The organism is Cupriavidus sp. Agwp_2 (assembly GCF_040784895.1).
GTDB lineage: Bacteria > Pseudomonadota > Gammaproteobacteria > Burkholderiales > Burkholderiaceae > Cupriavidus.
On the sequence record NZ_CP088083.1, the window covers coordinates 3,619,269 to 3,633,889 of the forward strand.

General features: G+C 67.7%; 11 protein-coding genes and 1 pseudogene. 10 read left to right on the top strand and 2 right to left on the bottom strand.

What is annotated here, in order from left to right:
* The first annotated feature begins 192 nt into the window (after positions 1 to 192).
* Complete coding sequence (locus LPA45_RS17015; protein ID WP_367394656.1) at positions 193 to 1,506, top strand: MFS transporter; 1,314 nt, start codon at positions 193 to 195, stop codon at positions 1,504 to 1,506.
* A gap of 42 nt (positions 1,507 to 1,548) precedes the next feature.
* Positions 1,549 to 2,763, top strand: a complete 1,215-nt coding sequence (locus LPA45_RS17020) for a M20 aminoacylase family protein (protein WP_367394657.1) — start codon at positions 1,549 to 1,551, stop codon at positions 2,761 to 2,763.
* Between the two features lie 40 nt (positions 2,764 to 2,803).
* Here the strand turns inward: LPA45_RS17020 and LPA45_RS17025 are convergent, their stop codons facing one another.
* A complete protein-coding gene (locus LPA45_RS17025) occupies positions 2,804 to 3,538 on the bottom strand; it encodes a hypothetical protein (protein WP_376790618.1) in 735 nt (244 codons plus the stop codon).
* Positions 3,539 to 3,824: 286 nt separating this feature from the next.
* On the opposite strand from LPA45_RS17025, the gene gcl reads away from it, so the two are divergent.
* The 8 genes and pseudogenes from gcl (at position 3,825) to LPA45_RS17065 (ending at position 13,812) form a co-directional block, all read left to right on the top strand.
* Entirely contained in the window at positions 3,825 to 5,618 is a 1,794-nt protein-coding gene (gene gcl, locus LPA45_RS17030; protein WP_116319979.1) for a glyoxylate carboligase, read from the top strand.
* Between the two features lie 86 nt (positions 5,619 to 5,704).
* On the top strand, positions 5,705 to 6,487 hold the full coding sequence (hyi, locus tag LPA45_RS17035) for a hydroxypyruvate isomerase (RefSeq protein ID WP_116319980.1): 783 nt from the start codon (positions 5,705 to 5,707) through the stop codon (positions 6,485 to 6,487).
* A 69-nt stretch (positions 6,488 to 6,556) separates the two neighbouring features.
* Positions 6,557 to 7,471: a 2-hydroxy-3-oxopropionate reductase gene (locus LPA45_RS17040; protein WP_116319981.1), complete on the top strand. Its 915-nt coding sequence runs from the start codon at positions 6,557 to 6,559 to the stop codon at positions 7,469 to 7,471.
* A 66-nt stretch (positions 7,472 to 7,537) separates the two neighbouring features.
* A complete protein-coding gene (locus LPA45_RS17045; protein ID WP_367394658.1) occupies positions 7,538 to 8,860 on the top strand; it encodes a glycerate kinase in 1,323 nt (440 codons plus the stop codon).
* Between the two features lie 74 nt (positions 8,861 to 8,934).
* Positions 8,935 to 10,398 (top strand): pyruvate kinase, encoded by a 1,464-nt coding sequence (pyk, locus tag LPA45_RS17050; RefSeq protein WP_116319983.1) that lies wholly within the window; start codon positions 8,935 to 8,937, stop codon positions 10,396 to 10,398.
* 247 nt (positions 10,399 to 10,645) lie between these two features.
* Positions 10,646 to 11,515: a neutral zinc metallopeptidase gene (locus LPA45_RS17055; RefSeq protein ID WP_116319984.1), complete on the top strand. Its 870-nt coding sequence runs from the start codon at positions 10,646 to 10,648 to the stop codon at positions 11,513 to 11,515.
* A 415-nt stretch (positions 11,516 to 11,930) separates the two neighbouring features.
* A pseudogene (locus tag LPA45_RS34225) lies at positions 11,931 to 12,203 on the top strand (efflux RND transporter permease subunit); the annotation flags it as partial.
* 64 nt (positions 12,204 to 12,267) lie between these two features.
* Positions 12,268 to 13,812 (top strand): efflux RND transporter permease subunit, encoded by a 1,545-nt coding sequence (locus LPA45_RS17065; RefSeq protein WP_367394659.1) that lies wholly within the window; start codon positions 12,268 to 12,270, stop codon positions 13,810 to 13,812.
* A 193-nt stretch (positions 13,813 to 14,005) separates the two neighbouring features.
* Here LPA45_RS17065 and LPA45_RS17070 read toward each other — a convergent pair whose 3' ends face one another.
* Positions 14,006 to 14,419, bottom strand: coding sequence for a hypothetical protein (locus LPA45_RS17070; protein WP_116319985.1), 414 nt, complete (start codon positions 14,417 to 14,419; stop codon positions 14,006 to 14,008).
* Between the last annotated feature and the right edge of the window lie 202 nt (positions 14,420 to 14,621).

Genomic DNA, 14,621 nt, shown 5'->3' on the forward strand with positions numbered 1-14,621 from the left:
CCCGGTTATGACGGTGATTCGATCTGGTTATCAGGATGAAAATATATGATTTTTTGTCCTGGTCCGTTTGCCTGAATACTCAGCGCCACAGGTTGCCAACCTGACTGCCGCGCGAGCCGATCCTGCTCACCGGGCCCCGACAACACCGGTCCGCCGTGCGTGCAGCCCCCCACCAGTTCGTGGAGACCTTGCATGAACGACGCCACCCTCGTGACGCCTGCCAGCGTTGCGGCCGCCCCCGCCACAGCCGCAAGCACGCCCCGCAACCAGAGCCAGTTCCGCCTGATCGCGGCGTGCTCGCTGGGCAATGCGCTGGAGATGTTCGACTTCACCGTCTACAGCTTCTTCTCGCTGCTGATCGGCAAGCTGTTCTTCCCCTCCGACAGCCCCTACGGCTCGCTGCTGCTGGCAGTGGCCACCTTCGGCATCGGCTTCGTGATGCGCCCGCTCGGCGGCGTGGTGATCGGCAGCTACGCCGACCGGCGTGGCCGCAAGGCGGCGATGACGCTGACCATTGGCCTGATGGTGCTGGGTACCCTGTTCATCGCGCTGGCGCCGCCGTATGCGTCGGCCGGCATGGTCGGCTCGCTGATGATCGTGGCGGGCCGCTTGCTGCAGGGCTTTGCGCTCGGCGGCGAGATCGGTGCCTCGACCGCGATGCTGATGGAGGCAGGCGGGGTCAAGGGCCGCGGCTGGCGCGTCAGCTGGCAGCTCGGCAGCCAGGGCATCTCGGCGCTGCTGGGCGCGCTGACCGGCGCCACGCTGTACGCCGTGCTGCCGACCGCGTCGCTGGAAAGCTGGGGCTGGCGCCTGCCCTTCCTGGTCGGCCTGCTGATCGCGCCGGTGGGGCTGTATATCCGCGCGCACCTCGATGAAACCCACCAGGCCGACGCTCACGCGCCGAACCCGCTCGGCGAGCTGTTCCGCAACCACGGCGCCACCGTGGTCAAAGGCATCCTGGCGACCACGGCCGGCACCGCGACGATGTACCTGGTGGTGTTCTTCATGCCCACCTACATGATCCGCGTGCTGCATATGCCGGCGTCGCTGTCGTTCCTGTCGGGCTGCGTCACCGGGCTGACGCTGACGGTGGTGTCGCTGTTCGCCGGCCGCCTCGCTGACCGCCTTGTCGCGCGCAAGCCGCTGGTGGTGGCATCGCTGGTGCTCAGCATGCTGGCGGTGTACCCGGCGTTCTGGCTGATCAATGCCTACCCGAGCGTGCCGCTGGTGCTGTGCGTGTCGGCGCTGCTGACCGCGCTGGTCAACCTGGGCACCACGCCGATGTTCCTGATGATGCTGGAGATGCTCCCCGCCGGCGTGCGCGCCAGCGGCCTGTCGGTGATCTACAGCGTGGGCGTGACTGTGTTCGGCGGCTCGTCGCAATTCATCGTCACGTGGATGCTCGCCCGCACCGGCAACCCGATGTCGCCGGCCCTCTACATGCTGGTCTGCGGCGTGATCACGCTGCTCGCCGTGCTGCGCATCCGCGAGATCCGAGCCCACTGAGCCGCGCCCACTGAACCCTATACATTTTCGGAGACCGATCCCATGACCCGCGCACCGACGCTCCAGCCGTTCCAGTACCTGCCGCACCTGCTGCCGGCCATCGGCATCGACGCCGAGACCTTCGTCGGCATCCGCCGCCAGATCCACGCGCAGCCCGAGCTGGGCTTTGAGGTCGGCGCGACCAGCAGGCTGGTGGCGACGCTGCTGGCCGAATGGGGCTACGAGGTCCACACTGGCATCGGCAAGAGCGGCGTGGTTGGGCAGCTCAAGCGCGGCAACGGCACGCGCCGCCTCGGCATCCGCGCCGACATGGACGCGCTGCCGATCACCGAGGCGACGGGCCTGCCCTACGCCAGCCGCGTGCCCGGCAAGATGCACGCGTGCGGCCACGACGGCCATACCGCCATTTTGCTGGCGGCGGCCAGGGCGATTGCCGATCAGCCCGATTTCGACGGCACGCTCAACCTGATCTTCCAGCCCGACGAAGAGAACCTGTGCGGTGCGCGCGCGATGATCGAGGACGGGCTGTTCGAGCGCTTCCCGTGCGATGCGATCTTCGCGCTGCACAACATGCCGGGCGTGCCGGCGGGTTCCTTCCGCGTGCTGCCGGGGCCGGTGAGCCTGTCGTCGGACGTGGCCGACGTGACCGTGCGCGGCGTGGGCGGCCACGGCGCGATGCCGCACCGCGCGCGCGACCCGATCGCGGCGGCCGCGGCCATCGTCGCCGCGCTGCAGACCGTGGTGGCGCGCAATGTCGCGCCGGACGATACCGCGGTGGTGTCGGTCGGCTTTATCCGCGGCGGCGCCACGCACAACGTGATTCCGGAAGCCGTGACGCTAGGGCTCAACGTGCGCGCCGCGCGGCCAGAGACGCGCGCGCTGGTCGAGCAGCGCATCCGCGAGGTCGTTTCACTGACCGCGCAGGCGCATGGCGTGGAAGCGGAGATCGACTACCGCCAGCTGACGCCGCCGATGGTCAACGCGGAAGCCGAAACGCTGCTGGCGCAGCGCGTCTGCACCGAGCTGGTCGGCGCGGACAACGTGGTCACGCAGGCGCCGAAGGGCCTCAACGGCAGCGAAGACTTTGCCTGGATGCTGAACGCGGTGCCCGGCTGCTACCTGATCCTTGGCAATGGCGAAGGCGAGTTCGGCGGCTGCATGGTGCACAACCCCGGCTACGACTTCAACGACGCGGTGCTGCCGCTGGGCGCGGCGGCGTGGGTACGGCTGGTGCAGGCCTATCTCGCCGCGGCCTGATTACGCCTTCCTGATCACGCCGCTTGATCACGCCGCTTGATCACGCCTCCTGCCGGGCGGCGGCGCGTTGCGCGCGCCGCGCGTCCAGTTCAGCATTCATTCGCGCCGCCTCGCCCAGCACGTACGCCAGCCGCCGCAGCGGCCGGCTGCACTGCACATGCAGGTACAGGTAGGTGGCGCCGCCAGCGACCAGCATCACGCCATAGCCCCACAGCAGCGTCGGCACCGTCTGCTCCGGACGCGGCAATGCGCGCCACGCGCTGGCCAGCACCACCGCGGCGGGCGCCAGCGCCAGCAGTAGCCCTACCGTGCGTGCCGCCCCTTCCCATAACTGCAGCTGCAAGGCCACGCGACGCTGCCGCGCCTCCAGCTGCGCCGGCGGGACGCGCGCCAGCTGCCGCAGCAGCGCATCTTCGGCGGTGCGCTGGCGGTCCATTTCGGCGGCTTGCCAGCGCAGCGGGTTGCGCAGCCTGGCCAGCACCGAGCGCGAGCGCGCCACACCGGCGCCGACATAGCAGGCGGCCGCCGTGGCCAGGGATGCCTCGAACGCGCGCAGCGACCACGGTGGCACCGGGGGCTTCAGCCACAGCCGCCATACGGCAAGCGCCCCGCCGCCAAGCAGGGTCGCCACCAGCGCGACGATAAAGCCGATCCACAGCAAGCGGGCCAGCCCGCCGGCCGGCGCACTTTCCTTTGGCGGCGCGGGCGCGCTGCTGGCTTCAAGCGCTTCAAGCAATTCGTAGGTCGGCGGCAGCCTGGAATACATGGTCGGCATGGGCAACGGGATGGCGCCATTTTCGCCGCTCGGGGCACGTGCGGGATAGTCACCACGACTAGCAGTGCCGGCACGTACCTATTGCTGCGCAACGTGGCCGCTTCATCACACCATATATCCAATTGCATACGCTGGCGTGCCATCGGCGACCGTCTCATCAGGCTTCCAAGCCCATATTCCATACCCGAAGTATCGAATCAACTGATCGTCCTTCTGTTTATCCCAGCCGGGTTGGGGGAATAGGATCGACTCCAATGCGAATCCCACCACCATTGGAGACAAGATCATGGCAAAGATGAGAGCAATCGACGCGGCCATCGCGGTTCTGGAAAAGGAAGGCGTGACCACGGCGTTCGGCGTTCCGGGCGCGGCGATCAACCCGTTCTACTCGGCGATGCGCAAGTCGGGCAACATCAGCCACGTGCTGGCCCGCCACGTCGAAGGCGCCTCGCACATGGCCGAGGGCTACACCCGTGCCGAGCCGGGCAATATCGGCGTCTGCGTCGGCACCTCGGGCCCCGCGGGCACCGACATGATCACCGGCCTGTACTCGGCCTGGGCGGATTCGATCCCCATCCTCTGCATCACCGGCCAGGCCCCGCGCGCCCGCCTTTACAAGGAAGACTTCCAGGCCGTCGATATCGAGTCGATCGCCAAGCCCGTGACCAAGTGGGCCGTCACCGTGCGCGAGCCGGCGCTGGTGCCGCAGGTGTTCCAGCAAGCCTTCCACATCATGCGCTCGGGCCGTCCGGGCCCCGTGCTGATCGACCTGCCGTTCGACGTGCAGGTTGCCGAGATCGAATTCGATGTCGACACCTACCAGCCGCTGCAGCCGTACAAGCCCGCCGCCTCGCGCGCCCAGATCGAGAAGGCCATCTCCATGCTCAACGCGGCCGAGCGCCCGCTGATCGTGTGCGGCGGCGGCGTGATCAACGCTGACGCTTCGGAACTGCTGGTCGAGTTCGCCGAGCTGGTCAACGTGCCGGTGGTGCCGACGCTGATGGGCTGGGGCGTGCTGGCCGATGACCACCCGCTGCAAGCCGGCATGGTCGGCCTGCAGACCTCGCACCGCTATGGCAACGCCACGCTGCTGGCTTCGGACTTCGTGATGGGCATCGGCAACCGCTGGGCCAACCGCCACACCGGCAGCGTCGATGTCTACACCAAGGGCCGCAAGTTCGTGCACGTCGATATCGAGCCCACCCAGATCGGCCGCGTGTTCGGCCCGGACCTGGGCATCGTCTCGGACGCCAAGGCCGCGCTGGAACTGTTCGTTGAAGTCGCCCGCGAAATGAAGATGGCCGGCCGCCTGCCGTGCCGCAAGTCGTGGGTGGCCGACGTGCAGAAGCGCCGCCGCACCATGCAGCGCAAGAGCGACTTCGACAACGTGCCGGTCAAGCCGCAACGCGTGTACCGCGAGATGAACCAGTACTTCCCGCGCGACGTGCGCTACGTCAGCACCATTGGCCTGTCGCAGATCGCCGCCGCGCAGTTCCTGTCGGTCAACGAGCCGCGCCACTGGATCAACTGCGGCCAGGCCGGCCCGCTGGGCTGGACCATCCCGGCCGCGATCGGCGTGAAGACCGCTTCGCCGAACTCGGACGTGGTGGCGATCTCGGGCGACTACGACTTCCAGTTCATGATCGAAGAGCTGGCCGTGGCCGCGCAGTTCAAGGTGCCGTACATCCACGTGGTGGTGAACAACTCTTACCTCGGCCTGATCCGCCAGGCACAGCGTGGTTTCGAGATGGACTACTGCGTGCAGCTCGCGTTCGACAACGTCAACTCGCCCGAGCTGAACGGCTACGGCGTGGACCACGTCAAGGTTGTCGAAGGCCTGGGCTGCAAGGCGATCCGCGTGTTCAAGCCGGAAGACATCGCCCCCGCCTTCGCCGAGGCGCGCGACCTGATGGCCGAGTTCTCGGTGCCGGTGGTGGTCGAGGTGATCCTGGAGCGCGTGACCAATATCGCGATGGGCACCGAGATCGACAACATCAACGAGTTCGAGCCGATCGAGGACATCGAGGATGCCCAGGACGTCGAAGGGGCCATCCTGACCGAAGAAGTGGAAACGGCGTAAGACCCTTCCCGCCCCCTGCAGGACCAGAACGCCATCCCCGCGCCAGCGGGGATGGCGCACAAAAACCAAGTCACAGGAGATGACAAATGACCAAACTTGCGGCCAACCTCACCATGCTGTTCAACGAAGTGGGCTTTCTCGACCGCTTCGAAGCCGCCGCGCGCGCGGGCTTCCGCGGCGTGGAGTTCCTCTTCCCGTATGCGTTCCACGCGGACCAGATCGCTGACCGCCTGAACCGCTTCCAGCTGGACCTGGTGCTGCACAACCTGCCCGCCGGCAAGTGGGACGCGGGCGAGCGCGGCATTGCCTGCCACCCGGACCGCGTCGGCGAGTTCCAGGACGGCGTGGGCGAGGCCATCAAGTACGCCAAGGTGCTGGGCGTGCGCCAGCTGAACTGCCTGGTCGGCATCCTGCCGCAGAACGTCAAGCGCGAACAGGCGCAGGAAACGCTGGTGGAAAACCTGCGCTTCGCCGCCGGCGCGCTGGCCGCCGAGCACATCGACCTGCTGGTCGAGCCGATCAACACCTTCGACATCCCCGGCTTCTTCCTGTCGCGCACGCAGCAGGCGGTCGACCTGATCAACCAGGTCAACGCGCCCAACCTGTACGTGCAGTACGACATCTATCACATGCAGCGGATGGAGGGCGAGATCGCCAACACCATCAAGGCCAACCTGCCGAAGATCAGGCACGTGCAGCTGGCCGACAACCCGGGCCGCAACGAGCCGGGCACGGGCGAGCTGAACTACCAGTACCTGTTCAAGTTCCTGGACGAGATCGGCTACACCGGCTGGATCGGCTGCGAATACAAGCCGAAGACCACCACCGAAGCCGGCCTGGGCTGGCGCGCCGCGCACGGCGTGCAGTAAGCCCCGCGGTAACCCGTTACCACCTACGCGAACCAAGACAGACTTACTCTCAAGCAAGGAGACATCAATATGGCAAACCAACGCAACGTCGGCTTTATCGGCCTGGGCATCATGGGCGCACCGATGGCGGGCCACCTGCGCGCCGCCGGCCACACGCTGTTCGTGCATGACGTCAACCCGGCCCCGCAAGCGCTGGTCGATGCAGGCGTGACCGTCTGCACCAGCGCCGAGGAAGTCGCCAAGCGCGCCGACATCATCGTCATCATGGTGCCGGACACGCCGCACGTTGAGGCCGTGCTGTTTGCCGACAAGGGCGTTGCCGCCGCGCTGAAGGCCGCGGGCAAGGAAGCCAGCTACAGCAAGATCGTGGTGGACATGAGCTCGATCTCGCCGATCGCCACCAAGGACTTCGCCGCGCGCATCAACAAGCTGGGTGCTTCGTACCTGGACGCGCCGGTGTCGGGCGGCGAAGTGGGTGCCAAGGCCGCGTCGCTGACGATCATGGTCGGCGGCCCGCAAGAGGCGTTCGACCAGGTCAAGCCGTTGTTCGATCTGATGGGCAAGAACGTCACGCTGGTGGGCGGCAACGGCGACGGCCAGACCACCAAGGTTGCTAACCAGATCATCGTCGCGCTGAATATCCAGGCTGTGTCCGAAGCGCTGCTGTTCGCCTCCAAGGCCGGCGCCGATCCGGCCAAGGTGCGCGAGGCACTGATGGGCGGCTTCGCCGCTTCGCGCATCCTGGAGGTGCACGGCGACCGCATGGTCAAGCGCACCTTCGACCCGGGCTTCCGCATCGAGCTGCACCAGAAGGACCTGAACCTGGCGCTGCAGGGTGCCAAGGCGCTGGGCGTGGCGCTGCCCAATACCGCCACCGCGCAGGAGCTGTTCAACACCTGCTCCGCCAACGGCCTGGGCAAGCAAGACCACTCGGCCCTGTGCCGCGCGATCGAGATCATGTCTAACCACCAGATCGCCAAGTAAGCAGTGCCCCAGTCGTCCCCGCCCCGCGGGGACGACTAGCTTTTCCCGTCAGCACCAGGATTCTTCATGCTCGCCACCGAACCCCAAGCCGCCCTGCTGTCGCCCCAGCGCACGGCAGACCTTCCCGGACAGATCAATCCCCGCGCGCTGCTGCGCGACCTGTTCGATACCGCGGTCGCTTCCGTCAGCGCCAGCCACTGCCTGCCGCCGCACCTGCCCGCGCCGCCCAAGGGCCGCACCGTGGTGATCGGCGCCGGCAAGGCCGCCGCCGCGATGGCGCAAGCAGTGGAAGCGAACTGGCAAGGCGAGCTGTCGGGCCTGGTGGTGACGCGCTATGGCCATGGTGCCGATTGCCAGCGGATTGAAGTGGTCGAAGCCGCCCACCCCGTTCCCGATGAAGCCGGCGCGCGCGCCGCGCAGCGCATGGTGGAACTGGTGCAGGACCTGAGCGCCGATGATCTGGTGCTGTGCCTGATTTCCGGCGGCGGTTCCGCGCTGCTGGCGGCGCCCGCGCCGGGCCTGACGCTGGCCGACAAGCAGTCCGTGAACAAGGCGCTGCTCAAGAGCGGCGCGAGCATCGGCGAGATGAATTGCGTGCGCAAGCACCTGTCCGCGCTCAAGGGCGGACGCCTGGCGCTGCACTGCGCGCCGGCGCGCGTGGAAACGCTGCTGATTTCCGATATCCCCGGCGATGACCCGACGCTCATCGCCAGCGGCCCGACGCTGCCCGATGCGACCACCTGCGCCGATGCGCTGGCCGTGATCGCCAAGTACGGCATCGACGTGCCCGCCAACGTGCGCGCGCACCTGGAGAGCGGTGCCGGCGAAACGCCCAAGCCGGGCGACGCGCGCTTCGAAGGCCATCGCCATGTGACGCTGGCCACCGCGCAGCAATCGCTGGAGGCCGCCGCGACGCGCGCGCGCGAACTGGGCTTCGAGGCCCATATCCTGTCCGATTGCATCGAAGGCGAAGCACGCGAAGTGGCCGAAGTCCACGCCGCCATCGCGCGCCAGGTGGCGCAGCGCGGCCAGCCCTTCAGCAAGCCGTGCGTGATCCTTTCCGGCGGCGAAACCACCGTGACCGTGCGCGGCAAGGGCCGCGGCGGGCGCAATGCCGAGTTCCTGCTGTCGCTGGCGGTGGCGCTCGACGGCCTGGCCGGCGTGCATGCGATCGCCGGCGATACCGATGGCATCGACGGCTCCGAAGACAACGCCGGCGCGCTGCTGTCGCCCGACACGCTGACCCGCGCCGCCGCGCGCGGGCTGAACGCCCGAGCGCGTCTGGAAAACAACGACGGCTACGGCTTCTTTGCCGGCGTGGACGACCTGATCGTCACCGGGCCGACCCGTACCAACGTGAATGACTTCCGCGCGATCCTGATCGTCTGACGATCGCCGCCAACGTAGTACCGACTGACTCGCGGCGCCAACGCGCCGCTACCGAGAATGGAAGAGGAGACATCATGAGACGCCAGCGCAAAGCGAAGATCTTGGCCACGCTCGGCCCCGCCAGCACCGACATCGCGGTGATCCGCGCGCTGTTCGAGGCCGGCGCGGACGTGTTCCGCCTGAACTTCAGCCACGGCACGCACGACGATCACCGTGCGCGCTACGACGCGGTGCGCCAGATCGAGGCCGAGACCGGCCGCCCGATCGCCGTGCTGGCTGACCTGCAGGGTCCCAAGCTGCGCATCGGCACCTTCGCCGCGGGCAAGGTCGCGGTACGCACGGGTGACGTGTTCGTGCTCGACAGCGATCCCACGCCAGGCGACGGCAGCCGCGTCTACCTGCCGCACCCCGAGCTGTTCGAAGCCGCGCAGCCGGGCCAGTCGCTGCTGATCGATGACGGCAAGGTGCGCCTGGCGATCGAGTCGGTGACCACCGGCACCATCACCACGCGCGTGGCCAACAACGGCACGCTGTCCGACCGCAAGGGCGTGAACGTGCCCGACGCGGTGATCCCCATCCCCGCGCTGACGGCGAAGGACCGCAAGGACCTGGACTTCGCGCTGTCGCTGGGCGCTGACTGGATCGGGCTGTCGTTCGTGCAGCGTCCGTCCGATATCGTTGAAGCGCGCGAGATCGTCGGCACCCGTGCCGGCATCCTGTCGAAGATCGAGAAGCCGGCCGCGCTGCAGCAGCTGGAAGAGATCGTGCGCGTGTCCGATTCGGTGATGGTGGCGCGCGGCGACCTGGGCGTGGAACTGCCGCCCGAGCGCGTTCCCGGCGTGCAGAAGCGCATCCTGCGCGTGTGCCGCCAACTGGGCAAGCCGGTGGTGATCGCCACGCAGATGCTGGAATCGATGATCGACTCGCCGGTGCCGACGCGTGCCGAAGCGTCGGACGTGGCCAGCGCGATCTATGAAGGCGCCGATGCGGTGATGCTGTCGGCGGAGTCGGCCAACGGCCGCTACCCGGTGCAGGCGGTGTCGATGATGAACCGCATCGTCACCGAGGTGGAGCGCGACCCGCTGTACCGCAACCTGCTCGATGCGCAGCACGAGACCCCGCTGAACACGCGCCAGGATGCGATTTGCGCCGCGCTGCGCGAAGTCACGCAGATCATCGGGGCGGCAGCGACGGTGACCTATACGTCGTCGGGCGCCACCGCCCTGCGCGCCGCGCGCGAACGGCCGTGCGCGCCGATCGTCAGCATCACGCCCAACCTGGACATCGCGCGCCGGCTGGCGATCGCCTGGGGCATCCACTCCACCGTGAGCCCCGACGTGCAGAGCGTCGACGAGATGGTCGAAGCCGCGACGCGCGCGGCGCTGGTGGAAGGCTACGCCGCGCCGGGCGACCAGATCACCATCGCTGCCGGCATGCCGTTCGGCCAGGGTGGAACCACCAACCTGCTGCGCGTGGCGGAAGTCGGCGCCAGCGCGGTGGCCACGGCCTCGTCCACGCGGGAAGCCGCATTGGCCTAACCCCCGCACCAGCGTTCCGTCCCGGGACGCTCAGGCAGTGACCGGACCGGGCGCAAGCCCGGTTTCTTATGTTTGCCGCACACCGCCCGCGTTGCCCGGCTCCAGGGTGATCGGGCGGTGTTTTTTTTGGGGGTGCAGAAAGGGGAGCGGTTTTGGGCGCACGCAAGCAGGCCGAGCCGGTTGCTATACTGATTTCCACCCCGGTCAGTCCCCGCCCCCCCATCACATTGCCCCAGGAGCCCGCAGCATGCGCCTCGATGACGAAGCCGAAAGCCAGCACGTAGAAGACCGCCGTGGCGGATTCGGCGGGCTGGGCGGCAAGTCGATCGGCATCGGCACGGTCATCATCGCATTGGCCGCGTCATACTTCTTTGGCATCGACCCGACGCTGATCATGCAGGGCGCATCCGTGCTGCAAGGCTCGGGCCAGCAACAACAGCAACAGCAGGCCAACCGCCCGCCCGCCACGGACCAGATGACGGTCTTCACGCGCAAGGTGCTGGGCAATACCGAGCGCACCTGGCAGCACATCTTCGAAACCGAGCTGAACCGCCGCTATGCGCCGCCGACGCTGGTGCTGTTCTCCGGCGCCACACCGACCGCGTGCGGCACCGGCCAGTCTGCGATGGGCCCCTTCTACTGCCCGGGCGACCAGAAGGTTTATATCGACCTGGCGTTCTATGACGAACTGCGCAAGCGCTTCGGCGCCAGCGGCGACTTTGCCCAGGCGTATGTGATCGCGCACGAGATCGGGCACCACGTGCAGAACCTGCTGGGCGTGGCCGAGAAGGTTGACACCGCGCGCCGCCGCATGGGCGAAGCGCAGGCCAACCAGCTGTCGGTGCGCATGGAACTGCAGGCCGATTGCCTGGCCGGCGTCTGGGCCGCCACCGCGCAGCGTGCCAACCAGCAACTGCTGGAACCAGGCGATATCGAAGAAGGCCTGAAGGCCGCCGCCGCGATCGGAGACGACCGGCTGCAACGCCAGTCGCAAGGCTATGTCGTGCCCGACGCCTTTACCCACGGTTCCAGCGAGCAACGCGTGCGCTGGCTGCGCCGCGGCATCGAGTCGGGCGACATCCGCAAGTGCGACACCTTCGCCGCGCGCCAGCCCTGAAGCCTTAGCTCCCCTGCGCACCCCCAACGCCTGAGGGGTGCTGCAATGTGACGCTTACGTTGTCCCGCGCCCGCTTCCGTGTCTATAATCGCCGCCAACGCCGCATCACGACGGCCAGTCGCCGGCGCCGGTCTCTGAAGCTTCATTGACCCCCTGCGCCGCTGCGCCGGGCCCTCTCCTCCGGGCCCCTGTGCGCCGCGGCCCGCGCCGGATCCAGTCAACGGGCCACGCGTCCCCTGACTGAACCGGCACAACACCTTCCGGCACGACCAGCATGTCCAGTGCCGCTGCCCCTTGCCGCCCCTGTTGTCGATGGCGGCGTCTCCACCCGAAAGCCGTTCCGTTCCAACCGCACCGGAGCCACGGCCGATCTGTTGCTGCCGTGCGCCCGTGCCAGCCCTGACTTGACCTGACCATCGTGGTGCCGGTGTCGCTGCTGGGCACGGTGGCTTGCCTGTATGCGCTGGGCCTGTCGCTGAACGTGATCACGCTGTTCGGCGTGGTGCTGGCAATCGGCATCCTGGTCGACGACGCCATCGTCGTGGTCGAGAACGTCGAGCGCATCATGCGCACCGACGGTGTCAACGCCATGCAGGCCGCCGCGCGTTCGATGCGCGAAGTCTCCGGCGCGCTGGTGGCAGTGACGCTGGTGCTGTGCGCGGTGTTCGTGCCGATGGCGTTTTGTTCGATGCCCGCTTTGCCGCCTTCACCGACGCTACGCCGGCTGGGTCGGCGCGCTGCAGCGCTGCCGCATGCGCTGGCTGGCGGTGTATCTGACGCTGGCGTGCGGCTATGCCTTGTGGAAAATGCCGAGCGGCTTCCTGCCCGAGGAAGATACCGGCGAGATCGTGGTCGACGTCGAACTGCCGGCCGGCAGCACGCAGGCCGATACGCGCCGACTGGTGGCATCGCTGGAGCAATGGATGCAGCAGGAGCGCTTCCCGGTGCATTCCACGTTTGCGGTGCTGGGCTGGTCCAGCGGCGGCAGCGGGGAGCAGCGCGCCAGCCTCTTCATCAGCCTGACCGACTGGAAGGCGCGCGGACGCAAAGACAATGCGCACGCGGTGCTGGCGCGCCTTTCGGCCGGGCTGGAAGAGTGGCCGGGCCGGGGCGCGGCGCAACTGTTTGCCTACAACAGCTCGGCGCTGCCGGAACTGGGCAGCATCGGCGGCCTCGACATGCGCGTGGTGGCGCGCCAGGCGGTCGGCCGCGAGGCGCTGTTCGCCGCGCGCGACAAGCTGATCGAGCGCGCCAGGGCCGACCCGGTGCTGGGCGAAGTGCGCGCCACCACCGGCCAGCCGGTGCCCGCGCTCGACCTGAAGATCGACTACCGCAAGGCGGAGAGCTTCGGTGTCGAGGCCGAGGCGACCCACCATACGCTGTCGGCCACGCTGGGCTCGCGCTATATCGACGAGGTCGCGCGCGAGGGCCGCGTGCGCCGCGTGATCCTGCAGGCGGATGCGCCGTTCCGCATGCATCCGGAGCAGCTGGCGCGCGTGCATGTGCGCAATGCCCAGGGCGCGATGGTGTCGCTGGCGGCATTTGCCTCGCTGGAATGGGGGCATGGCGAAGTCACGCTGGAGCGCTTCGACGGCTTCAGCTCGGTGCGCATCAATGCCGAGGTGGCGCCGGGCCACACCACCGGCGCGGCGATGGCACGGCTGACCGAACTGGTCCGCGGGCTGGGGCCGGAGTATGACGTGCGCTGGACCGGCCGCGCCTTCGAGCAGCAGCAGACCGGCACGCAGGCGCCGTGGCTGTTCGCGCTGTCGCTGCTGTTTATCTTCCTGTGCCTGGTGGCGCTGTACGAGAGCTGGACGCTGCCGCTCGCGGTGATCGCGATCGTGCCGACCGGCCTGATGGGTGCCGCCGCGGCGATCTGGCTGCGCGGCATGCCCAACGACGTCTACTTCAAGGTGGGTGTGGTGGTGATCATGGGGCTGGCCGCCAAGAACGCGATCCTGATCGTCGAATACGCCGAGCAATTGCGGCGCGAGCGCGGAACCGGCGTGACCAGCGTGGTGGAGGCTGCCGGGCGCGCGGCACGCCAGCGCCTGCGGCCGGTGGTGATGACCTCGCTGGCATTCGTGCTGGGCGTGGTGCCGCTGGCCATCAGCACCGGTCCGGGCGCCGGCGCGCAGCAGGCGGTCGGCACCGGCGTGCTGGGCGGCATGCTGGGCGCGACGGTACTGGGTACGCTCGTGGTGCCGCTGCTGTACGCGGCGATTGCGCGCAGGTTGCCGGATGCACAGGCAGACCGGCACGGCGCCGCAGCCAGCCAGCGGCCATCGGCATAGGACGAACCCAGGCTATTGCAGCCGTGTCGTGCAAACAGGAATGGGGAAAAAAGAGGGGAGAAAAGCGCCTGCCAGGCGAAGAGAGAAGGAGGAGGAGGTCAGCCGGGCAGGCGGGAGAGAAAACATGCGGCCACCGCAGTGGCCGCTTCAGGTCGGGTGAAGACCGGAAAGAACAGGCGTTCGGCAGCGCCGTTCAGACGCGATAGCCGTACAGCGAGCCGTCACCGGTGCGCGAGTTGTCCAGCGCGCGGTCAGCGATATCGCCGCTGAAGGTGTGCGTGCCTTCGCTGAAGGTATCGAACTTGCCTTGCTTGGAAATCTCGCCGCTGAAGGTATGCGTACCTTCACTAAAGGTGTCGAACCTGCCACCCTGGCGCGAGCCTTCCGAGTACACATCGAAGCGGCCGGTGCGGGCGCCATCGGTGTATGTATCGAACTTGCCTTGCTTGGCACCGTCCGTGTACACGTCGTACTTGCCGGCGCGCAGCGCATCGGCATACACATCAAACTTGCCGACCTTGCTGGTGGCGGGGGCAGCCAACGCCGCAGCGGACGCGGCAACTGCCGCGAACACAAGCGCGCCGCCAAGGATACGTCTGGCGATCATTTCGGGACTCCTTCAACTGATTTCGTCTGTCTTATTGTTTGACCGGGATGAAGCTCCGGCCGCCCGGCAATCCTATGTTGCGATGCGAGCACGGACTGAAGATTAGTCACAGTGCGCGCAAGCAGAAATGCCGCTGCGACGAATGGTGCGTTGCGAGTCGTGAAACGACTCGCTTGCCGATGAATGGTGTCCACGGATCGCC